This window comes from Marinobacter sp. UBA2688, assembly GCF_002352785.1.
In the GTDB taxonomy this organism is placed as follows: Bacteria; Pseudomonadota; Gammaproteobacteria; order Pseudomonadales; family Oleiphilaceae; genus Marinobacter; species Marinobacter salarius.
The window spans coordinates 341,377-361,973 of record NZ_DELU01000007.1 but is presented as its reverse complement, the minus strand read 5'-3'; the positions used below and the strand labels follow the sequence as shown (position 1 = coordinate 361,973).

The 20,597-nt window shown below is 57.5% G+C and carries 18 protein-coding genes; 7 read left to right on the top strand and 11 right to left on the bottom strand.

Annotation, left to right across the window (positions count from 1 at the left end; translation table 11 throughout):
- Positions 1-13: 13 nt before the first annotated feature.
- Complete coding sequence (locus B3M52_RS03030; RefSeq protein ID WP_286748702.1) at positions 14-907, top strand: sigma-70 family RNA polymerase sigma factor; 894 nt, start codon at positions 14-16, stop codon at positions 905-907.
- Between the two features lie 4 nt (positions 908-911).
- On the opposite strand, the gene B3M52_RS03025 is transcribed toward B3M52_RS03030, so the two are convergent.
- Positions 912-1,481 (bottom strand): NnrU family protein, encoded by a 570-nt coding sequence (locus B3M52_RS03025; protein WP_286748701.1) that lies wholly within the window; start codon positions 1,479-1,481, stop codon positions 912-914.
- Between the two features lie 110 nt (positions 1,482-1,591).
- Between B3M52_RS03025 and B3M52_RS03020 the strand changes: the two genes are divergently transcribed.
- Together B3M52_RS03020 and B3M52_RS03015 are read left to right on the top strand one after the other, a co-directional pair.
- The gene (locus tag B3M52_RS03020) at positions 1,592-1,966 is read left to right on the top strand and encodes a hypothetical protein (protein WP_286748700.1); all 375 of its coding nucleotides are present in this window, start codon (positions 1,592-1,594) and stop codon (positions 1,964-1,966) included.
- A 130-nt stretch (positions 1,967-2,096) separates the two neighbouring features.
- Positions 2,097-3,830 (top strand): BamA/TamA family outer membrane protein, encoded by a 1,734-nt coding sequence (locus B3M52_RS03015; RefSeq protein ID WP_286748699.1) that lies wholly within the window; start codon positions 2,097-2,099, stop codon positions 3,828-3,830.
- 12 nt (positions 3,831-3,842) lie between these two features.
- Here the strand turns inward: B3M52_RS03015 and B3M52_RS03010 are convergent, their stop codons facing one another.
- The 3 genes from B3M52_RS03010 to B3M52_RS03000 all read right to left on the bottom strand — a co-directional run bounded on the left by B3M52_RS03010 (position 3,843) and on the right by B3M52_RS03000 (position 7,519).
- Entirely contained in the window at positions 3,843-5,465 is a 1,623-nt protein-coding gene (locus B3M52_RS03010; RefSeq protein ID WP_085679571.1) for a M28 family metallopeptidase, read from the bottom strand.
- Positions 5,466-5,716: 251 nt separating this feature from the next.
- A complete protein-coding gene (locus B3M52_RS03005) occupies positions 5,717-6,460 on the bottom strand; it encodes a substrate-binding periplasmic protein (RefSeq protein WP_051947020.1) in 744 nt (247 codons plus the stop codon).
- A gap of 135 nt (positions 6,461-6,595) precedes the next feature.
- On the bottom strand, positions 6,596-7,519 hold the full coding sequence (locus tag B3M52_RS03000; protein WP_041334166.1) for a helix-turn-helix domain-containing protein: 924 nt from the start codon (positions 7,517-7,519) through the stop codon (positions 6,596-6,598).
- A gap of 121 nt (positions 7,520-7,640) precedes the next feature.
- Between B3M52_RS03000 and B3M52_RS02995 the strand changes: the two genes are divergently transcribed.
- The gene (locus tag B3M52_RS02995; protein WP_199447130.1) at positions 7,641-8,504 is read left to right on the top strand and encodes a DMT family transporter; all 864 of its coding nucleotides are present in this window, start codon (positions 7,641-7,643) and stop codon (positions 8,502-8,504) included.
- Between the two features lie 24 nt (positions 8,505-8,528).
- On the opposite strand, the gene B3M52_RS02990 is transcribed toward B3M52_RS02995, so the two are convergent.
- The 3 genes from B3M52_RS02990 to B3M52_RS02980 all read right to left on the bottom strand — a co-directional run bounded on the left by B3M52_RS02990 (position 8,529) and on the right by B3M52_RS02980 (position 12,662).
- On the bottom strand, positions 8,529-10,952 hold the full coding sequence (locus B3M52_RS02990) for a putative bifunctional diguanylate cyclase/phosphodiesterase (RefSeq protein ID WP_085679577.1): 2,424 nt from the start codon (positions 10,950-10,952) through the stop codon (positions 8,529-8,531).
- Positions 10,953-11,046: 94 nt separating this feature from the next.
- The gene (locus B3M52_RS02985; protein WP_007152669.1) at positions 11,047-11,190 is read right to left on the bottom strand and encodes a DUF3096 domain-containing protein; all 144 of its coding nucleotides are present in this window, start codon (positions 11,188-11,190) and stop codon (positions 11,047-11,049) included.
- Positions 11,191-11,231: 41 nt separating this feature from the next.
- A complete protein-coding gene (locus tag B3M52_RS02980; protein WP_213479494.1) occupies positions 11,232-12,662 on the bottom strand; it encodes a PLP-dependent aminotransferase family protein in 1,431 nt (476 codons plus the stop codon).
- 93 nt (positions 12,663-12,755) lie between these two features.
- Here B3M52_RS02980 and B3M52_RS02975 point away from each other — a divergent pair, with 93 nt between their 5' ends.
- From B3M52_RS02975 to B3M52_RS02965, 3 genes are all read left to right on the top strand, one after another.
- Positions 12,756-13,376, top strand: coding sequence for a pyridoxamine 5'-phosphate oxidase family protein (locus B3M52_RS02975; protein WP_085679583.1), 621 nt, complete (start codon positions 12,756-12,758; stop codon positions 13,374-13,376).
- 121 nt (positions 13,377-13,497) lie between these two features.
- The gene (locus tag B3M52_RS02970; RefSeq protein ID WP_036209362.1) at positions 13,498-13,824 is read left to right on the top strand and encodes a hypothetical protein; all 327 of its coding nucleotides are present in this window, start codon (positions 13,498-13,500) and stop codon (positions 13,822-13,824) included.
- Between the two features lie 40 nt (positions 13,825-13,864).
- On the top strand, positions 13,865-16,441 hold the full coding sequence (locus tag B3M52_RS02965; protein WP_286748698.1) for a DUF2339 domain-containing protein: 2,577 nt from the start codon (positions 13,865-13,867) through the stop codon (positions 16,439-16,441).
- 47 nt (positions 16,442-16,488) lie between these two features.
- On the opposite strand, the gene B3M52_RS02960 is transcribed toward B3M52_RS02965, so the two are convergent.
- The 4 genes from B3M52_RS02960 to B3M52_RS02945 all read right to left on the bottom strand — a co-directional run bounded on the left by B3M52_RS02960 (position 16,489) and on the right by B3M52_RS02945 (position 20,568).
- Entirely contained in the window at positions 16,489-16,908 is a 420-nt protein-coding gene (locus B3M52_RS02960) for a DUF7282 domain-containing protein (protein WP_036209368.1), read from the bottom strand.
- 106 nt (positions 16,909-17,014) lie between these two features.
- Complete coding sequence (locus B3M52_RS02955; RefSeq protein ID WP_085679589.1) at positions 17,015-17,770, bottom strand: anti-sigma factor; 756 nt, start codon at positions 17,768-17,770, stop codon at positions 17,015-17,017.
- Positions 17,767-18,315: a sigma-70 family RNA polymerase sigma factor gene (locus B3M52_RS02950; RefSeq protein WP_227517877.1), complete on the bottom strand. Its 549-nt coding sequence runs from the start codon at positions 18,313-18,315 to the stop codon at positions 17,767-17,769. Before B3M52_RS02950 ends, B3M52_RS02955 begins: the two co-directional genes overlap by 4 nt.
- Positions 18,316-18,474: 159 nt before the next feature.
- A complete protein-coding gene (locus B3M52_RS02945; protein WP_286748697.1) occupies positions 18,475-20,568 on the bottom strand; it encodes a TonB-dependent siderophore receptor in 2,094 nt (697 codons plus the stop codon).
- Positions 20,569-20,597: the final 29 nt, after the last annotated feature.

The window sequence follows — 20,597 nt, the reverse complement described above, 5'->3', positions numbered from 1 at the left end:
GGAACCAATTGCCATGAATGAACAGCCCGCGCATCAGTTTGATCACTGGCGCCGATACCTGACAGGCGTCGCGTACCGCATGCTGGGTTCGGTGACGGAGGCAGAGGATGTGGTGCAGGATGCATACCTGCGTTGGCACCATGCCGATCACCTGTCAGTCGATGATGTGCGGGCCTACCTGACCACGGTCACCAGCCGGCTTTGTCTTGATCGCCTTCGCGCCGCTCATCGGCAGCGGGAGGTCTATGATGGTCCCTGGCTGCCGGAACCTATAGTCGAAAGTCAGGACACTCCGGCAGGCGCCGAGGCGCTTGCCAGTGATGTGTCCTTTGCCCTGATGCTGGCGCTGGAGCGGTTGTCTCCCCTGGAACGTGCTGCATTCCTGTTGCACGATGTATTTGGGCTGGATTTCAGCCAGGTCGCTGTGAGCCTGGAACGCAGTGAAGCCAGTTGCCGCCAACTCGCAAGCCGCGCCCGGAAACGTGTGCAGGCTGAGCGCCCGCGCTATGAGGTGAGTTCAAGCGAGCATAATCAGTTGACCGATCGATTCTTCGACGCCGCCCGCAGTGGCGATGTGGCAACGTTGAAGGCGCTGCTGAGTGAGAACGCCATACTGCATACCGATGGTGGGGGAAAGAGGATTGCAGCGCGGCGCCAGATTCTTGGTGCCGACAGGATCAGCCGGTTCTTTGAAGGCGTGGCGCGCAAGTCTGCATCGCCCAGCCCTCGGTGGGTTAAAGCCGTTTTCGTGAATGGGCTACCGGGATGGTTGACCATCGAACAGGATGGGCTGCCACAGATCACGACACTGGATGTGGTGGATGGCCGTATCCAGTCGGTCTATGTCGTGCGCAACCCGGACAAACTACGGCATTTGGCCGGCCACCTGCCAGAGTTGCGTGTTTAGGGTGTCACACTGGCGCCACCCCGAAGAGCCATTGGTGGGCCCACATTACCAGCACCGCATAAACCGCAAGGCCACCAACAACCGCTATGGCATCGTTCGCTTTGCTGGCCGGCAGGGTCGCAATCGGCCGCTGGGTTCTGCGTTTCAAGGAGATCCGATCCACCACGGCCCAGGCCAGGAAAGAGCCGAACAGCAACAGGTCGTGCAGCATCCCGTTCGCGAGTAAGTGAGCCAAAGCCCAGAGCTTGACCGCGACGAGCATTGGGTGCCCAAGTTTTGCCTTGATCTTGCCCGGGAAATAGGTGGCCAGCAGTAGGGGAAAGACCGGAATCAGAAGGAACATGGCCAGGTGCCGGAGCCAGCCTGGAGATGTGTAAATGACGGTCGGGTCGAGGCGGGCGTTGCCATACCCCCAAACGATCAGAACCAGACCGACCAATGCGGCCAGCGAGTAAAGCCCCTTGAACGCCCCTTCGCCAAGGGAGTTGTGCAGGCGATTGCGCAGCGGTTCGTTGACGATGGACAGAGAGTGCACGCCAAGAAATAAAACCAGACCAACGATCAGTGTTGCCATTTACCCATACTCCGTTGAGAAATTCCAGACAGTATAGTTGCGCAAACCGGGACAGGGCAGCCTCAAGCGTTTATCATCCGGAGCCTGTTTTACCGGATTGAGAAGGCCCCATGAAGTTTCCAAAAGTCACGGTCGTATTGGTTTCCGCAGCCCTGTTGTTCGTACTTTGGGAGCAGACCCGGGAGCGCCCGCAACCCGTGGATGCCCGCCGTTTTGCCAACCTTGCGGATAATCCAGTCGAACTTAGCGTAGCCATGGACTGGGTCGTTCGCCAACTCCCCGTGTTGTGTGAGGACGCGACTGGACAGGATTCGGACTCCAGGGCTCATTCGACGTGCGTCAGTGAAGGGGAGACCCGTACATCGGCCTGCCGACGTGCGGTTTATGATCGTTTTCCGAGTGTGATCGCCTCGGAACAGGTGTTTCGAGATGTCGCCCTCAGCGCGATGAACTGCCTTGTCCCGCAGTCCGGATTGGTTGAATAAGCTTTTAACCAATGACGTACAGGATGTATGGACAGTGTTTTATGCGAGTATCCCGGACGAACACCTGAATCGGCACTATAGTGGGGTAACATCAACACCATAGTGAGTTTCCGTGTTCTGTGGCCAGACGATGACCCGTACTCAATGCCTCGATAGTGTCCTCCGGCTCCAAAGCCGAGCCCTCTTTATTGCTGGGACTCTCTCTTTCAGTCAGATTGCTTGGGCGCAAATTGACACCGACAATTGTATTGTCAGCGAAATCCAGCCGGAGGCCATTGATCTTGACCAGCCCCGGGACCAACTGGCTCGCCAGAGCGACTTGGATATTCCGGCAGGTGCCAGAATCGGCCGAATAAACATTATTCGGCGCCCGATCTTCGATACCACCGATCCTGAACAGGACAACTTTCTTTATCGCACGTTGAACGCTCTAAATACCCCGACCTGGAAATCGGCCCTGCGTGCCCAGTTGGTGTTCGACGAAGGTGACGTTTACCAACCGGGTACGCTGGACGAATCCGAACGTATATTGCGGCAGAGTGAGTACCTGACGGCCGCGTGGATCGGTGTTACCCGCGTTTGCGGGAATGAGCTGGAAGTCACTGTCCTTGCACGTGACACCTGGACGTTACTGCCGAGCGTTGGTGCTTCCAGGACGGGAGGCGAGAATAAAACCAACACCGGCCTTTCTGATCCGAATTTCCTGGGTTCTGGCAAGAGCGTGGGGATTTCCCACAAAAAAGATGCCGACCGCAGCGAGACCAGTGTCGATTTCGATGATCCGAACGTGCTTGGCTCCCATTGGCAGGCAGGCCTTTCCTACGATAAGCGCAGTGATGGGCGCGGTCGCAGTGCCTACCTTGAGCGTCCATTCTACAGTGAGCTGGCGGAGTGGCGATTTGGCCTGAGTGGTGAGGATGACATTCGCGAACAATCCCGCTATGTGGGGGCGGAGGCAATTGCGGACTATCGGCAGGACCGCGATTTTGCCAGTGTTGATGTCGGCTGGCGACTGGCAGAACGCAATGGCAGCCAGTTAAGACTGCTTGCCGGTTTTCGCTACGATGCCCGGGCGTTTGAGCGCTTACCGGATGAAACCAATCTGGACCTTCTGCCCGATGATCGGACACTGAGCTACCCATGGGTCGGGTTTGACTACCGTGAGAACCGCTTCCGGGAAATGACCAACCTGACTCGTCTGCAACGGGTCGAGGACGTGCGGGACGGCTTTGTGTGGCGTACCGAGCTGGGGTACTCTTCGCCGGGATTTGGAGCGACGGAAGACCGCGCCGTACTGAATATGGACTTCCGGGATGCTTTGCTGGCCACTGACACCAACTACGCCAGCTACGGGTTCAGTCAGAGCGGCACCTGGCGATTTGACCAGCACCGTTTCGAGAACCTTATCGGAACCCTGAGCCTGGAGTACTTTCATGGCGGGGCAGTGGACTGGAACAGTTGGTACACCAACCTGTCGTTCACGGCAGCGCACAATTTGACCGTGGATCAACAGCTTCTTATTGGCGGTGACAATGGCCTTCGTGGTTATCCGAGCAACTACCAGCAGGGCAACAGAAGAGCGCTGTGGACACTGGAGCGCCGTTACTTCCCGGACTGGCACCCTTTCGAGCTGTTTCGCATGGGGGGAGTGATTTTCACCGATGTAGGCAGAGCCTGGTTTGATGATGGTCGCAATAGCGGACCCGATGACGGCGTACTGACGGATGTGGGATTCGGCCTGAGGCTGGCCTCAAGCCGGATCGAAGTACAGCGAATGCTGCACCTGGACTTCGCCTTCCCGCTGGCGGGAGATGACAGCGTTGACCAGGTGCAGGTCTTGTTGCGGGGTCGTTCGCGATTCTAAGCGACAGTCATGTCACTTGATCCACTTGTCGCCCCAATGGGTGATGTCGTGCTTCTGCTCCACTTGCAGTGTGCGGGCGCCAGCGGCCGGCTCTGCTTCTTCCGCGGCAGCAATTTCCTCGTCAATCACTCGCGTTGAGAGTGACAGCCAACTGGTCACGAAGGCGGCAGCATCGCCGTTGATCTCAAGAGCGAGCTCGTCGACGTTGGTGATGTCGTCACAGGCTGAGTGATAACAGGGGTCGAAAGCAACGCCAGCCTCGCCACCGAACTTGGCCGCCTGCTCTTCGGTTTTCAGCACTTCCGCACCGGTAAACAGCCCGCCAAACGCAATGCCGTCCTCGAAGAACTGCGCGTAGTCTGAGCGGAAGCTGATTTGCGTGCCCTCTGAGGCGATTTCACGCAGGTTGAAGTACTTCTCGAACAGCGCCTCCGTGGCGGCTGATCCCGGAGGACCTGCCAGATCGAAGTCAGAACCATCGCCATCGTAGATAAAGTTGCCGAAGTTGGGCGAACCAATCATGTCGTAGTTCAGGTAGACCTTGATCTTGTCCTTCTCTTCCTGGGAAAGGCTGTTGACGTAGAACGTTGAGCCAACCAGGCCGGCCTCTTCCGCACCCCACCAGGCAAAGCGGACCTGATTACGGGGGTGAGCCCGTTTCATTTGCAGGGCCAGTTCAAGAAGCGCAGCGCTGCCGGAGCCATTGTCGTTGATACCAGCCCCTTCAAACACTGAATCCAGGTGAGCGCCCGTCATCACGACGTTGTCAGGGTTGCCCCGATTGGTTTCGGCAATCACGTTGGAGGTTTCGGTTTGCTCTCTCACCACGTTGGTCACGACTCTGAGCTGGAGGTCCTGCTGCTCAACCCAGCCAGCGCCAATGTCGTAGGTGGTGAACACGACGGGAACTCCCCCGGCGTAGTCATCGCCGAGCGTGGCGTTGATCAGGCCTTTGCGGTCTTCCGTGTTGCCCTGGTTGAAGATCACCACACCCGCGGCACCTGCATTGGCCGCGTTGGTTGCTTTCTGCCCGAAGGCGCAGGCTCCCCGTTGGATGACGGCGACCGATCCAGCGGGGAAGTCGGTAAAGTCCTCGGGTTCACAGCCACTGGTGGAGGTATTGTCGGGGCCGAGTTGAACGTCAACGGCAACGGCCATGCCCGTCACGTCGCCCGGCTCGGTCTGGGACAGGTAGGTAAAGTCCTCTTCCCAGACATAGTCAGTCGGAGTGGGTGCCGTGGCCTGCAGAATGCCGTCTCCGGTCGGGTAGAAGGCATTGAAAGGAAACTGCTGGATGGTTACGTCATAGCCCGCACTCTCCAGTGTGGTTTTAACGTAATCGACCGTCGCCTGGTATCCAGGTAAGCCGGCAGCGCGATTGCCATCATTGGCTTCAGCAATGCCGTATAACCGGTCCAGGTGGTATTGGATGTTGCTTGCCTGCATGCAGCGGGGCAGACCAAATGGCGTGCTATTGAGAATGCCAAAGCGACACTCAAACGGACTGATTCGATCCGGGCTCCAGAAATCGTTGAGTAAATCGCCGGTGGATTTCTGGCCTGGCGAGGCGTGTGCGGTTAATGCAAAGAAAAGGGATCCTAAAGCCATGGTGCGGCTTGCGGTGCTGATTTTCATTGTGATTCTCCAATCCTGGGAGTTTGTTGTTAGGTCCGCTTGTGGCGGACTTTCAGCGCGGGGAGGCCTGAATGGATGTTAAACAGGCGCCCGGGCATCACTACTTCCATCGATGCCTACCGCAAGACTAGTCGCGGATTTTTTGTCCATCCAGGCGGAAAACATTACAAAACGTTAGGTTTCGAGAGGTGCCGACGTGAGTGTTGGTCACGTCGGCGTTGGGAGGCAGGAAGGGCGCTCTTGCGGTGCGCTCAGAATCCGTAGGAGCGGGAAATGGTCTCCTTTTCGCCGGACTCAACCAGTGCCTGGTAACTTTTGTTCAGAGCCTGCAGGATCTCGGGGGCGGTGTCCTTGTGGACGGCGAGATACATTGGCGTTTCACGGAACACCAGAACGCGCTCGAGCCCGGTTACATCGGACGCATCAGCAGCCAGGTACGGGCCAGCCAGACCGTCAGCTACCCAGAGGTCAATCTGATCCTGGACCAGGCGGCGCGCATTCAGGCCGTTATTGCTGATTGCGGAAACGTCAAAGCCCTTGTCGATCAAAAAGTTGGTCATGACGTCGCCCTTGTACCCACCGATCTGATAGCTGTGGGCATCGTTCAGGGTGTTCAGTTCAATGGACGAACCGGGTTTGGCGAACAGTGTCCATTCGATGGAGGACAGTGGCCCCACCCAGTCGAAAAAAGGCGCTCGATCCTCTGTTTTGGATACGCAGTAGATGGCGTGGTCAGGATGCCGTTCGGCCCGGTTGAGGCCATAGCTGAGGTCCCGGAGTTTAATGCTGTAATCCAGCTCGGCTTTACCCAGAAGCGCCTTCACGACATCGGTACAAAGACCTGTGATGTCTGCTTCTGAATGGGCAAATGGCTGACCATTGGTGGTCATGTTATAAGGAGGGTATTGCTCTGTGTAGATCCGCAGTTCTTCTGCGGCAGTCGTACAACCTGCCGTTAACATCAGGGCCATTGTCAGCCCGAATTTTCCTTTCATGAACGCACTCCACATGTATGGTTACGGTATATACGGAGTGCGGCATGATATTGAAGAGGAATCCAGCGTGGCATGCTGGATTCCTCTTCTTTACATTTTGGCAATGTAGTGAAAGTGGTAGGTAATGCTGACGTTCTATCTGGCGTTTGTCCGGGCACGGTAGACGGAAGGTGTCTCTCCGAACCTCGCCTTGAATGCCCGGCTGAACTGGCTGGCGTCGTTGAAACCGCAGTTGAGGGCGATGGCAGTGATTTTACTTCCCGGTTGGCGGAGTAGGTCCCGGGCCCGGGTCAGGCGTTGTTCCTGAACGTATTGATAGGGTGCGCAGCCAAAGGTCGCCCGGAACAGGCGGGCAAAATGGTAAGGGCTCAGATTAACCCAGCCCGCCATGTCCGCGAGGGTCAACGTCCGGTCCAACTGCGCGTGAATACGTTCCTGTAGCAATCGGCGGTAACGCAGTGAGAGTTGTCCGGTAACAGAGGGAGTTGCCTGCTGTACGTTCGAGTGACGACTAACCACCTGTAGTAACAGCCACTGGGCCAGGTGATCCATCGCCATGGACTGACCGGGGGCGAGCCAGTCACTCAGTGCCAGTAACTGGCCCGCCTGGGCCAGAACCGGGTCCTGGGTGTGGTATCGCTCACTGAGTTCAACCCGGTCAGGCTCGCAGTCCCAGGTCTGTTCTGCGCAGCGGGCGATGTCCAGGTCATTGAAGTAGAGGTGGAAGAATTCAAATTGGCCGTCGATCTGCCAGGTGGATTGACTGCCGGCGGGAAACAGGCAAACAGCCCCCGGAAAGCCCTGGCTCACGGCCCGTCCGTTTACCACCCGCCTCGCTTTGTCGCCCTCGTTAATGTAAATGCTCAGGGCGTGATGGCGCGGTCGTTCGTAACGCACCTCGCCCTTGCGGTTCTGCCACTGTGCGAGGGCGCGGCCCTGGTCCAGCTCCATGAGCTTTTGAGGCGCCACGCCAGCGGCTCGCAGCGCGTCCACAATGTCGCGGCGTTCCCTGTGGGGATTCTTCGTTGAATCGGGTATCTGGGGTGAGCTGGTCTGCATATCGGGCCTCCGCAAGAATCATCCATGGTTGCGCAGGATCTGACAAGTTTTCCCCTTCGCGCTGTCATAAGATCGGCCACTAGATATATCAATGTGTCACTTATTAAAGGGAATGACTGTTATGCCGATTTCCGTGCACTACGGTTTGACGGTGCTGATCTGGGGCCTGACCTGGACGGCCATTCGCCTGCAGGTTGAGTCTGCGCCGGTGGATGTTTCGGTGTTCTATCGTTTTTTGATGGCTTCTGTTGTGGCTCTGGTGGTGCTTGCATTGCTTGGGCGCCTGCAGACGTTGACGCTCAAGCAGCATGGCTGGCTTTTTTTGCAGGGGCTGACGCTGTACAGCGTGAATTTCCTGCTCATATACCGTGCCGCCGAGTCCATGACCAGTGGGTTGCTGGCGGTGGTGTTTTCACTGGCGGCGCTGTTCAATGCCTTGAATGGCTGGCTATGGTTGCGGTTGAAGCCCACCGCCCGTCTGTATCCCGCGGTGGCGTTGGGGATTACTGGCGTGGCCCTGCTGTTCTGGCATGATCTGCAGCTTGGCAACGCCACCGGTGCCAGCATCCTGTTTGCGGCTGCCGGCACGTTCTGGTTTTCCATGGGGAACCTGGTGAGTATCAAGGTTCGGCTGGCGCAAATCCCCTTGTTGGTGGCGAATGCCTGGGCCATGGTTTACGGCGCTGTGATCCTCGGCGTCTGGTGTCTGTTGCAGGGAGTGGAGTGGGTGGTGCCAACCTCCGCGACCTTCTGGGGCGCAACGGTTTTCCTGGCGGTACCCGGCTCCATTATTGCGTTTTATTGCTACATCACTGTGATCCAGACCCTCGGTGCCGACCGGGCCGGCTATGCAACGGTGCTGTTTCCGGTGGTTGCCCTGAGTGTATCGACCTGGCTGGAAGGCTTTGAATGGACAACAACCGCCGTATTGGGTGCCCTACTGGCCATCCTGGGAAATTACGTGCTGTTTCGCCGAGTCAAATGATATCCCGTGGGGCCTCGGAAACCGCTACGTTGTATGGAGCTTCAGATGCGTCACCTTTTCCGAGAGACGGCTGGGTTCCGTGCCGAGGATGTCATCCAGTGAGGAAGGCCGATGGACCCAGAAGCCCTGGAGAAGATCCACGCCGATCTCCTTCAGTAACGACGCTGCATCCTCGGACTCGACGTACTCGGCCACCGTGATCATGTCCATGGTTCGGCCAATGTCATGAATGGCCCTGACCATTGCAAGGTCTGTTTTGCTGGTGACGATATCGCGAACAAACATCCCGTCGATCTTCAGGCAGGTAACTGGTAATCGGCGCAGGTAACCAAACGACGACAACCCTGAACCGAAGTCGTCCAGGGCAAAGCTGCACCCCATGTCGCTCAGGCGTTTCATAAAGGCCTGAACTTCCAGCAGGTTATGGACGGCGGCAGTTTCGGTGATTTCGAAGCAGATCTTGTTCGCTGGAACCCCGTAATGGTGGAACCTGCCAACCACAAAATCCGCGAAGTCTGTTTGATCGAACGAGCGACCAGACAGGTTGATGTGGCAGGCTTCCAAGGCACCAAGGTGTTCTGGGGCGGCGGACAGTTTTTCGAGTACATTCTCGATAACCCAGCGGTCGATTCTCGATGCCATGCCATAGCGCTCCGCAGGGGGTAGGAAAGCACTGGGAGGCACCACCGAACCATCCTGTGAGCGCATGCGAATCAGCACCTCGTATCGCAACCCCTTGCCCCGGCCCGTAGGCGGGGCAATTATCTGGCATTCAAGGAAAAAGCGGTTGTCCTGAAGCGCGGTCTGAATGCGGTTGTGCCATTCCATCTCGCCCTGCTGGGAGGCCATCTGCTTGTCGTCCATCGACATCACGCACACGCGGTTGCGGCCGCTGTCTTTGGCGGTGTAACAGGCAATGTCGGCGGCTTTCATCAGGGCGCTGATGCCCGCGCTTTCTGCGGTTATAGGCACCACGCCAATACTGCAACTGATGGTGTGGCTGGTTTGCTGCCAGGAGAACACCAGGTGGTCGAGAGAGGCCCGCACCTTTTCAGCCACATGATGGGCGGTGTCGAGGTCGCAGTTCTGAAGAATGATACCGAACTCGTCGCCGCCCAGTCTGGCCAGGATGTCCGCTTCGCGTAGATTCTTTGAAATGATGTCGGATACCTGGCGCAGAAGTTGGTCGCCCGCGTCATGGCCCGACGTGTCGTTCGCCAGCTTGAACTGGTCCAGGTCGATGTAGCAGAGGGCGTGTTGCTTTCCTCCGTTGCGGACGTGCCCGAGATGGCTGGCAAGCTGCTGCTCAAAGGCTCTTCGGTTTATCAGGCCGGTCAGGCTGTCATGGGTCGCCATGTAGCTCAATTCAGTCGACAGACGGTGAGACTCGGAAATGTCTTCCATAACCGTTGTGAAGTACGCTGAAGCGCTGGGCACATCCCACACGCGGGATACGGTGAGCCTGGCCCACAAGAAGTCATTGTCTTTTCGAACAATGCGATGCTCGGTCGTATAGCTGTCGATGTTACCGAAGCTGATATCCCGTCGTTCTTCCCGGGCAACGTCCCAGTCTTCCGGATGGACCAGCTCCCGATAGGGGCGATGCACAAGGTCATCGGGCCGGTAGCCAAGGATGTCGCAGGTCGCCTGATTGGCATTAACGATTCGGCCCTCGGTATCAATCTGGATGATACCGATGGCGGACTGCTCGAAGATCGAGCGGAAGTTCTGCTCGGTTCGATTGAGCAGTCTCACCAGCCGGAATCCCAGGAACCAGGACAGCAGCGCCACAAGAGTCAGGAACAATGCACTGACAACAGACAGGAAGCTGGCGGCCCAACGCGAGGCGTCTCCCATGGAAAGGCGGAATTCCCGGGCATTCACCTGCAGTTGCTGGTCAACAATCGCGAGCTTGTCTCGCAGGGCCTGCAGTTGCTCGCGATCCGGAGGTGCCGCCAACCACTCTCGTTCCATCGCGTTGCCGATCTGATCCAGTTCAAACAGCAGGTCATCGGCGCCCTCCCAGGCGGTTAACGCCCGCTCCAGTTGATCAAGCCACGAAAAAAGACGGATCAGCAGAATCATGCGGGTCAGGTCTTCTTCATGGTTGCCCCCTTGGAGAAAACCATGCCTGGCACGTTGCCAATCGAGCGTATCGGAGGTGATGGCGACGCGGGCGTGCAGATCGCCGATGGGAACCGCCAGCGCCTGCCTCGCCTTCGCAAGGTGCGAAAAATCACCAGATTCGGAAAACCGGTTGAGGTGGTGGACAGTATCGATCTGCGCTCGGGACCAGACGCTTTCGCCCCAGGTATAGGCAGTGATTGCCGACTGCACCTGCACCACGGCGACCATGAAACACACCGTCAGGATGATCGTGAGGCACAGTCCTGCCACCAGCGCAATCAGTTGTCTTTGAAGATTGGGTTGCTGTCCTTTGCGTCGCATGGCTGCCGGTACTCTCCATACATGGTGCAAAACAACATAAATGGCGCACCACAAATGGTGCCAGTAGGTGGCATTTTCTCAATGGGGCGTCGGCTTACAACGTATGCCCCAACAACCCCAGGACACCGAGGATGATCAGATAGCCCGCCACGATGTAGTTCAGCAGCTTTGGAAACACGAGTATGCCAATGCCCGCGCCCAGGCTGATCAGTGGCGCCAGTTCAAGGTGAAGTGTCATAAGCGTAATATCCTCGTCGAGTACGTTGGAGCGTGTTTTTTCTATCTTTCATCGTAGTCGGTAAGTCTGCACAGTGCATCCACGCACGCCTCGATCTGTGACTCGCTCGCACTCGCGAATCCCATCACCAGCCCGGTTAGCGCGGTTTTTCCGATGTAGTGCTCGCTGAGGGCCGTGCTGCCGAAGCCCAGGTCTCTCAGTTGCTGACTCAGGGCAAGGTCATCCACATTGCCTTTCAGAACCAAATGCATCCCGGCACTTTCCGCTATAGGGGCCAGCCTGCCGCCAAGCTTTTCGGTAACCCGCGCCTGAAAATGATGCCACTTATCACGATAGAGTTGGCGCATACGGCGCAGATGCCGTGTGAACTGGCCGCTGTCGATGAACTCGGCGATGGTTGCCTGGGTCAGTAACGGTGTCTCTCCGCCGCTGACACGCTTGGCCCAGAGGAAATGGTCGACGAGTGCCTCCGGTACGATCAGGTAGCCGACGCGTAGGGCTGGCAGCAGTGTCTTACTGAAGCTACCCACATAGAGAACGGGGGCGGTATCGAACATGCCCTGAATGGCTGCAAACGGTTTGTTATAGAAATGGAACTCGCTGTCGTAATCGTCTTCCACGATCCACGTCTGGTTTCGGCGCGCCCACTGTAGCAGTGCCATGCGCTGGGAGACATCGAGAATACCGCCCATGGGGTATTGGTGAGTCGGTGTGCAGAACAGCAGTTTGGCGTCGCCAAGGCTGTCCAGGACGCCGACATCCAGAACCTGTTGCTTGAGCGGTACGGGCAGCAGTGGGTTGCCGTGACGGCCAAGGGCGTATCGGGCGCCCCGGTAGCCGGGGTTCTCAACAAAGACCCTGTCACCGGGTTCTAACAACACGTCTGCAATCAGCGACAGCGCCTGTTGAGCCCCATTGGTCACGATCACTTGGTGTTCCTGGCAACGCACCCCGCGGGAAGCTCGTAAATAATCAGCAATGGCTCTGCGCAATGGCTGGTAACCCTGGGTTGTGTCATAGCCGCGAAGGCTTGTTCGGCTCTCCTGATGGTGCAGTATTCGGTTCCAACTGCGAATGGGGAAGGCGTTGATGTCGGGCAGCCCGGGCTGGAAGGGCAGGTTGGCGTCCTCCCCGAGCTTCAGGCGGCTGGCCGGAGCCGGCGGCAGTGGCGGCAAGGTCATGGCCTGCGTGGTTTGAATGGCTCCACCGGTGGGTTGGTTGATGGCCAGGTTGAGGTCTTGATGCACGAATACGCCCCGACCAGCCCGGCTTTGCAGGAAACCTTCGGCTTTCAACTGGTCGTAAACGGCATTGACGGTGTTGCGGCTGATACCCAGGTCTGCTGCCAGCTGACGGCTGGAGGGCAGTTGGCTTCCCGGCAGGTAACGTCGATGGATAATGCGTTGGGACAGGTGTTGATAAAGCTGTGTTTGCAGCGGTGTGGTGTGCTCGAACCGTATATCGTCAATCACTTTAACTGGTCCTATTGAAATATATAATCTGGATCTTTCCATGGTATCAGATGTTGCTTCTAATAAAGGCGTACTTTGCATAAGGAGCATACGATGTCTCGGAAGGAAATCACGGATATCCCTTTATCACTACCGTTATCACCGCCGTCATCACCGCTGTCTTGCTGTCCTCGCAGTCGGGTGAAGCGCGCGGCCAGGAGAGCCAGTTATGAGCGGGCGCCGGCTTACGCCCTGATCGATCGGTTAAAAACAGCGCATGTGGGTTTTGTTGAAGAAGGTGAGCCACGCATCATCCCGATCACGGCCTGGCGTCTTGCTGACGACCTTTACCTGCATACACTCAGCGGTGGCAGGTTGGCGCAGACGCTGGCATCGGGACAACAGTTGTGCATTTCATTTGCCGTGACAAACCAGTGGGTAATGACTAAGTCAGCGTTCCACCACAGTGCCAACTATGAATCGCTGGTGCTGTTCGGCAGGGCCTCGCCAGTGTCGGATGATCGTGAGTTCGACGCCGCGTTTCAGGCCATCATTAATCAGATTGAACCGGGCCGCTGGGAGCAGGTGCGTGCCCCCAATGCGAAGGAGCGGAAGGCGACGGCATTGTTCCGGATTCCGATCGAGGAGGGCGCGTTCAAAAGCCGGGATGGCGGTCCTGGAGAGGAACCCGAGGATATGGCGCTCCCGGTGTGGCACGGTGTGCTGCCCGCGTAAGGTGAGTGTAGGCGTTGATGCACCCCGATCGTTGGCCGGCAGGTTATGATTGGGGGTCATTCAAGGTAAACTGTGTTCACAATCGTTTCATTTACTTGCCAGATAACACAGGCAGCAACGCATGTCCGATGTTGATCCCCTGAAAGCCTTGTCCGATATTGCCAGTGATGCCCATACCCGCATCCAGGCTGCCCATGAGCACATCAACCCGGTGTTGGAAGTGCGCCGGGGCATGCGTGATTCGGGTATTCCTGCGGATGTCATGACCATTGACTGTCTGCGCACCCGTCGCCGCATAACGTTGATCCTGCACGACAACCAGCCAGGCGTGTTGTTGTATCAGTTCGTGACCATCGATGATGAAGTGGGTGATGAGTTCCAGGGCATGGCGTTGTCGGAGGTCAGTGCCCAAACGCTGGTGGACTGGATGCAGGATTATTTTGGATAAGCGGGCCCTTATGTCGGGCGCCTGACACACGAGGGGCAGCATGGAAGCATTATTGATTGTTCTGGCACTTGGTCTTGCCATACTCCTGCCGGTGGGCTCCGTGCTGGGTATTCTTGCGTTTTCCCGACGTCGTGATCAGTCGGAACGCCTTGAGTCCCTGAACCGGGAAGTGTCCCGTTTGCGCGAAGAAGTGACTTATCTAAAGCAACATTTGGGCGGAAAAGACCAAGGCCAGCCGGCCCCGGAGCTGGAGCTTGAACTCGACGAAGCCGTTGTCGAGGACACGCCAGCCCCTTCTGAATCAAGCCCCTCTTCTGACACAAGCCCCTTTCCTGACACAAGCTCCCCGGGAGCGGATGCGACGTCACGCGATAAATCTCGCTTTGTCCAGGCCCTGAAGGATAACTGGATGGTCTGGCTTGGTGGCCTGAGCGTTGGGTTGGCCGGTATTTTCATGGTCAGCCACTCCATCAACGCAGGAATGATCGGCCCATCGCAGCAATTGATGTTGGCGCTATTCAGCGGTCTTGCGTTGCATGCGGGAGCGGAGTACCTGCGTCGTCGCAACCGGGGTGCAAACGAAGTATTTGCGGCGCTAGCGGGTGGAGGCAGTATCACCCTCTATGCGGCATTGCTGGCGGGCGTTCACCATTACGGGCTGGTCGGCCCTACCGTGGGCCTGTTCGGGCTGGCCATTGTGTCTCTGGGTACCATGGTGCTGTCGCTGTTTCATGGCCCGTTGCTTGCTGTCATGGGGTTGAGTGGCGCCTATCTGGTGCCGTTATTGATCGGTGGCGATGATGGCAGCGTGGCTTTTGTGCTGTCTTACAGTTTCCTGATCACCGTCAGTTCGTTGATGTTGATGCGTTATGTCTATCGGGACTGGCTTTGGTACGCCACGTTATCCGGCGCGTTGCTGTGGTGGTTGGCCACGTCCAGCGGAGCCGCCGTCGGCGCATCAACAGCCTGGTACATCGCCGCCCTGTTTGTGGTATTTGCCATGGTTCCGGTTCGCGCAAAGCAGGCGTTGCCGTATTTACGGGAAGTCTTGATATCGCTGCTGGTTCTCTGGGCGCTATCGATGGTCGGGCAGGGTGATCGCCCGTTTTTCTGGAGCTGGCTTTTCATATTGCCGGCAGCAGCTCTGGTGCCGCAGAGTCGTGGAGCGTTCTGGTTCCTGCCCTGGGCCGCGGTGCTGGTCAGTGCGCTGGGGTGGCTCGGATACGTCGGGCGCAACGGCTCTGAGGTTACCTATGTTACGCAGATGGCGCCGGAGCATCAGGGTGGTTTGCTGTCCTACCTGATTGGGGCCGCCATACTCTCCACCGGGCTCGGATTATGGCACTGGGTTCGCCAGAATGATCGCCGCCGATGGGCCTCCTTTACACTGTTGTCGCCACTGGTTTGGGCGGTGCTGGGTTGGCTGTTAGTACACGGCTACCAGACGTCGTCCGCCTGGTCGGTTGCAATGTTGCTGGTTGGCGGCGTTTACGGCGTTCTCGCGTGGAAGCTCGAAAGCGTGCAGCGCTATCGAGTGGGCGTTGTCTGGGCAGTGATGGCGGCACACGTCAGCTATTCCCTGGCGGCGATAATGATTGTTCGTGAGGCGTCACTCACCCTCGCCCTGTCTGCTCAGTTTGTCAGCCTTACCTGGCTGGCGCGTCGTTATCAGATGCCCGAACTTCACCTGCTGTTGAAGGTGGCCCTGGCCCTGGTGGTGGCACGGCTGACGTTCAACCCCTGGCTACAGGATTACGATACCGGTCTCCATTGGTCACTCTGGAGCTATGGTGGGGCGACGTTGTTTGCCGGCATTGCTACCTGGCTGGCGGGGAAGGATCGTGCCATTCGTCCTTGGCTGGAGGGGGCAACCCTGCATCTACTGGTGCTGTTCCTGGGTGCCGAGATGCGTTACTGGCTTTACGATGGCGATATTTTTTCCCAGCAGTACAGCTTTACCGAGGCCGCAATCAACACACTGCTCTGGGGTGCACTGGGCGTGACCTATATGGTGCGTGCCGGGGCAAGTGAGTCACTGGCCTGGCTGTACCGGTTGTTCTCGCGGATACTGGTTGCGCTGTCGATGTTGAGTTATCTCGCTTTGGTGACGCTGCACAATCCCTGGTGGGGCGGCGGCCATATTGGTGATACACCGATCATCAATATGCTGCTTCCCGCCTACGGTGGTCCCATTCTGCTGGCGCTTGCGGTCAGCCGGTTTCCCTTGCTTGCGCCCCGGTTCTGGTCGTTGTGCGTGGCGTCTGCCGGTTTTCTGCTGTTTACCGCGCTGGAGATCCGGCAACTCTGGCAGGGGAGTGACATGGGGTTGTCGTTCGGTATGTCAGAGGGTGAGCTTTACAGCTATTCGGTTGTCAGCCTTTTGTACGCGATCGGCGCTATTGCCTACTCCGCCAAGCGTGACAATGCGGTGCTCTACAAGGCTGGTATGGCTCTGTTGGGACTGGTGATTGCCAAGATCTTTCTGGTCGATATGGCCGGCCTACAGGGGCTTTGGCGAGTGGCGGCGTTTATGGGGCTTGGGCTGGCGTTACTGGGACTGGCCTGGATGTATCGGAAAGCGCAGCCTTCAGCGGGTAATCATGCCCCCTCCGACTGATCAGGTGGGGCCGCGGGAGCGGCCCCACCCAGTTGTTTGCCGGTCGCTTACTTCGCTGTGATGGTTTTCATCACAAGCTTACCGTCTTTCTTGATGGGACCATCTTCCTTGGCGCCCAGGGTGTATTCGAAAATGCCCGTTTTCATGCCGCCGTCTTCGCTATGAAGCATCAACATCAGCATGTCACCGGATTTGACGTCTTCAGTCAAAATGGCGGCCACATCTGTGTTTTTACCCTTGCGAAGGGGCGCGTGTGCCACGACCGGGCCGGGCTTGCCACTTTCATCCGTGCGATGCACTACGAGCCAGCCATTTTCCTCGGCAACGACTTTTTTGGCAGTGACGGTGCCGTCCGCAACTGACTGATTGTCTCCCCAAACCCCGACTTTCATGTTGTCCATTGCCAATGCGGAACCAGAAGCCAGAGTTGCGGCTAGAAATGCGCTTGTCATCAAATGCTTCTTCATTGTGTTCTCCTTGCTTTCGGGTTGATCCCATCTTGATGTCTTGTTCGATGGGTGTAACTACAGCTACGGGATGTGATTCCCAAAAGTTTCAGCAAGGAAAAAAGAATCAGTGAGAAGGGTCGGATGTGCCATCAGCAACGGGATAAAGGTAGCCATGTATAGCCGGCCCGGTGGGCTGGCCAGTAGGTGAACCGCCTTCGGGCTCTACGCTGATACCGAAGGTGGCTTCCTTCAGTAGTTCAGGATCGTAGTCACGAAGGGCTGCACGCTCCAGCTCAAAGTTGTCGTTAAGTACGCCCAGGGAGCGCGGATTCGGACCAAGCGAATCGGCCTTTATCCACATCTGGTAGGATTTTCCCTGCATGGGTTTGGCCGTTACCGGACGAATCTGCATTTGACGGTTGTTGAGGTCTACCGAGAGCATGAAGGCCGGCTGCTGGTCATTCTGTTGGAACACGGCCACAAACGACTGCGGGCCCTGCTCTGGCGCAGGTTGGAATACGAGAACCGCAACCAGCACCATGGCAGCGGCTGACGCCAGGGCTGTACTCCACTGCCAACGCCGGAGGCGCTTGTGCAGGGAAATCACGTTGGATTTATCGAGGCTGTCAGTATCGACACCTGCCCGGCGCGTCTCGAGGGCATCGATATCTTGTTCAATCCGCTGATACAGCTCGGGGTCTGGCGTGACCGGCGTTACTTCATCAGCCAGTGCAGACAAACGCTGCTCCCAGGCAGAGATCATCTCGTCGAGATCCGGTTCGCTTTGCCGACGCACGGCCACAGTGGCCCGCTCCCGGGCATCCAGTGTGCCCAGGACGAACTCTGCTGCCAGCATGTCCAGATCGTCGCGGTCGGTCATGGTGTGAGACACCCTTTCAGTTGTTTCAGCGCCCGGTGTAGCCAGGTTTTGACAGTATTCACCGGTTGATCGAAATGCGTGGCCAGGTCTGCTCTGGACCAGCCGTTAAGATAGGCCAACCGCACCATGTCGCGGCGATCTTTTTCCAGCTCCTCCAGGCATAGGTTCAGTCGGTTCACGGTCTGCTGGCTTTCCACTTGTGATTGGGCATTGGGTTCTTTGCTGGCAAGCTGCTCCAGCTCATCTTCCGGTGCCTTGCGACTTGCCGGCTGCTTTCGCAGCTCGTCGATAGCACCGTTGCGGGCAATGGTGACCATCCAGGTAATCGCAGAGGCCTTGGACGCGTCGAACTGATCCGCTTTTCGCCAGATCTTGATATACGTATCGTGCACGACTTCCTCGGCCCAGCCCCGGTTATTCAAGATACGGGTGATGGTGCCAAGAAGTTTCGGCGCCGTTGCTTCATACAGTGTTGCAAACGCTGCGCGGTCTTTTGCGGCAACGCCCTTAAGAAGCTGGCTGAGTTGGTCGGGGGACTCTGACATGGATGGCGACTCCGCGCCTGATGGGGCGCGGCCAGTGGTGGATGAACTGAACGGTTCAGACATGCAGGAGTCGCCAACGGGTGTGTGAAAAGTTGCCTCGTGATACGCAGATTGCCGTGTTCGGGTTTATTTCGTCAAGCAAGTTTGTGTGTGAGCCCTTCACCAACGGTAGCGGACGCTGGCAACCACGCTGCGGGCTTCGCCGTAGTAGCACCAGTAATCACAGCTTGCGACGTATTCCCGGTCCGCAACATTGGTGACGTTCACCTGTGCCTGCCAGTTGCGGGTTACATCGTATTGGGCCATCAGGTCCAGAACCGTGTAAGAGGGAACATCGGTCGTGCCGTCGCGAGTAGAGCCCACATAGCGTGCGCCGCCGCCGATTTTCAGGCCTGGCACGTGGTCGACGAAACTGTAATCCAGCCAGGCTGACGCCATATGTCTAGGGATAAGCGGGGCTGCGCGTTCGCTGTTGTCGGTCTCGGTTTCCTTGATCGTGGCATCGCTGTACGTGTACGCGGCGGTCAGTTCCAGTTGGTCGGTCAGGTAGCTGACACTCTCCAGTTCAAAGCCAGCCGTGGTGCGCTCCCGGTCCTGGATCTGGAAACCGCTTTGGCTGGTGCCGAGGGAATTCTCTTCTTCGATCCGGTAAATCGCCGCTGTTACGTAGCCATCCAGATCGTCCGGAGCGATTTTGACGCCGGCCTCCAATTGCTTGCCTTTCCTTGGTTCGTAAAGGTCGCCAGTGCCATCAGTACCTGAAATAGGCTGAAATGATTCGGTGTAGGACACGTAGGGCGAGAATCCGTTGTCCGCCAGGTACATCACACCACCGGAGAGGGAGAATTCATCAGCATCGGCTTCCTGGCGTGTGCCGGCCGTACGATTAACGCTGTCGACTTCGGCCTGGTCAAAGCGACCACCGGCCAGGAACACCCAGCGATCATCCAGGCGCAGTTGATGTTGCAGGTAGTAGCCTGTCTGCTGCTTGTTGATGTCCTGTACGATCAGATCTGTGGCAGTGATTGGCGTGAAGTTGCCGTACTGCGGGTCGAACAGGTCGATAGGACCGCCAAACGGAGTAGATCCTCCAGCGCCGTTCTGTTTGCCCTCGTTTTCAAGATCCTGATAGTCCACCCCGAACAGCAACGTGTGTTCGGTGCGGTCGGTAAACCACTTGCCCACCAGGCGATTGTCTATTGTCCAGCTGTTGATCTCGCCGTCCCGGTAGACCAGATAGCGCTGACCTTCCCGCGGACCTGTCTGGAAGAAGATAAAGCTGCTGCGTAACAGCAGGTCTACCTGGCTGTAGCGGAAGTCCTGCTCGAAGGTCCAGGTGTCGTTTAGGCGATGACTCAGTGAATAGCCGATGGCTGACTGGGTGCGTTCGTTGGTGTCGTAGCCTGGCTCGCTGTAGTTGGTGGACGGGTCCACTTTGCCAAAAGGCGTGTCGTCTATGGTGCCAAATGGCAGCTTGAACGGATTGGTCGGAATGGCGTCGTCCTTCTGGATACTTGCCAATAAGGTGAGCTCGGTGCTATCAGACATCTCCCAGGTCAGGCTTGGGGCCAGGTAGTAGCGCTCGTTCTCGGTGAAATCCAGATCGCCTTCGTTATAGCGGTACAAGCCAACCAGACGGTAGCTGAGATCGTTTCGATCGCCGACGGGTCCGGACGTATCGACCCCAAGCTGGCGATGCTCATCGGTTCCTGCCTGCAGATTGATCTGGCCCTGAACAGTATCGGTAGGTCGCTTGCTGATGGCATTAATCACACCACCCGGAGGCGCTTCGCCGTACAGAATGGACGCAGGGCCTTTGAGCAGTTCTATGCGCTCCAGGCCAAAGGGCTCTGGCAGCCATTGATAGAACCCCTCGCGATAGATTCTCAGGCCGTCCTGATAAGTCGACTGGTCGAAACCACGTATCTTCAACCAGTCGGTATCGTTGTCCTCACCATACTGTCCCGAGAGCACTCCGGCACGGTAGCGGAAGGTTTCATCAAGCGCCTGCACGTTGCGCTCTTCCATTTCCTCCTGCTCCACCACCGAGCCGGGCCGGGGGGTTTCCATCAACGGGGCTTCCACTTTCAAAGCGGTTGCGGACACAACCAGCTCCTCCAGACTCGTTGGTTCGCTGTCATCGTCCTGCGCAGCCGCGATAGCTGGAACACAGATTGCCGAGCAGGTTGCCAAAAGGGTTAGTGTGCGCCTGATCGCCAGCGTGAGCTGGTGCGGGGTGGGAGACTGGGCCATCGAAAACCTCCGGAAAACGCTGGGAGAGA

Excerpts from the sequence above, each read along its gene's own strand:
- B3M52_RS03030 (WP_286748702.1), top strand. The coding sequence starts at position 14 with ATGAATGAACAGCCCGCGCATCAGTTTGATCACTGGCGCCGATACCTG.
- B3M52_RS03020 (WP_286748700.1), top strand. The coding sequence starts at position 1,592 with ATGAAGTTTCCAAAAGTCACGGTCGTATTGGTTTCCGCAGCCCTGTTG.
- B3M52_RS03010 (WP_085679571.1), bottom strand. The coding sequence starts at position 5,465 with ATGAAAATCAGCACCGCAAGCCGCACCATGGCTTTAGGATCCCTTTTC.
- B3M52_RS02985 (WP_007152669.1), bottom strand. The coding sequence starts at position 11,190 with ATGACACTTCACCTTGAACTGGCGCCACTGATCAGCCTGGGCGCGGGC.
- B3M52_RS02990 (WP_085679577.1), bottom strand. The coding sequence starts at position 10,952 with ATGCGACGCAAAGGACAGCAACCCAATCTTCAAAGACAACTGATTGCG.
- B3M52_RS02970 (WP_036209362.1), top strand. The coding sequence starts at position 13,498 with ATGTCCGATGTTGATCCCCTGAAAGCCTTGTCCGATATTGCCAGTGAT.
- B3M52_RS02955 (WP_085679589.1), bottom strand. The coding sequence starts at position 17,770 with ATGACCGACCGCGACGATCTGGACATGCTGGCAGCAGAGTTCGTCCTG.
- B3M52_RS02945 (WP_286748697.1), bottom strand. The coding sequence starts at position 20,568 with ATGGCCCAGTCTCCCACCCCGCACCAGCTCACGCTGGCGATCAGGCGC.
- B3M52_RS02975 (WP_085679583.1), top strand. The coding sequence starts at position 12,756 with ATGTCTCGGAAGGAAATCACGGATATCCCTTTATCACTACCGTTATCA.
- B3M52_RS03015 (WP_286748699.1), top strand. The coding sequence starts at position 2,097 with ATGACCCGTACTCAATGCCTCGATAGTGTCCTCCGGCTCCAAAGCCGA.
- B3M52_RS02950 (WP_227517877.1), bottom strand. The coding sequence starts at position 18,315 with ATGTCAGAGTCCCCCGACCAACTCAGCCAGCTTCTTAAGGGCGTTGCC.
- B3M52_RS03005 (WP_051947020.1), bottom strand. The coding sequence starts at position 6,460 with ATGAAAGGAAAATTCGGGCTGACAATGGCCCTGATGTTAACGGCAGGT.
- B3M52_RS03025 (WP_286748701.1), bottom strand. The coding sequence starts at position 1,481 with ATGGCAACACTGATCGTTGGTCTGGTTTTATTTCTTGGCGTGCACTCT.
- B3M52_RS02965 (WP_286748698.1), top strand. The coding sequence starts at position 13,865 with ATGGAAGCATTATTGATTGTTCTGGCACTTGGTCTTGCCATACTCCTG.
- B3M52_RS02960 (WP_036209368.1), bottom strand. The coding sequence starts at position 16,908 with ATGAAGAAGCATTTGATGACAAGCGCATTTCTAGCCGCAACTCTGGCT.
- B3M52_RS02995 (WP_199447130.1), top strand. The coding sequence starts at position 7,641 with ATGCCGATTTCCGTGCACTACGGTTTGACGGTGCTGATCTGGGGCCTG.
- B3M52_RS03000 (WP_041334166.1), bottom strand. The coding sequence starts at position 7,519 with ATGCAGACCAGCTCACCCCAGATACCCGATTCAACGAAGAATCCCCAC.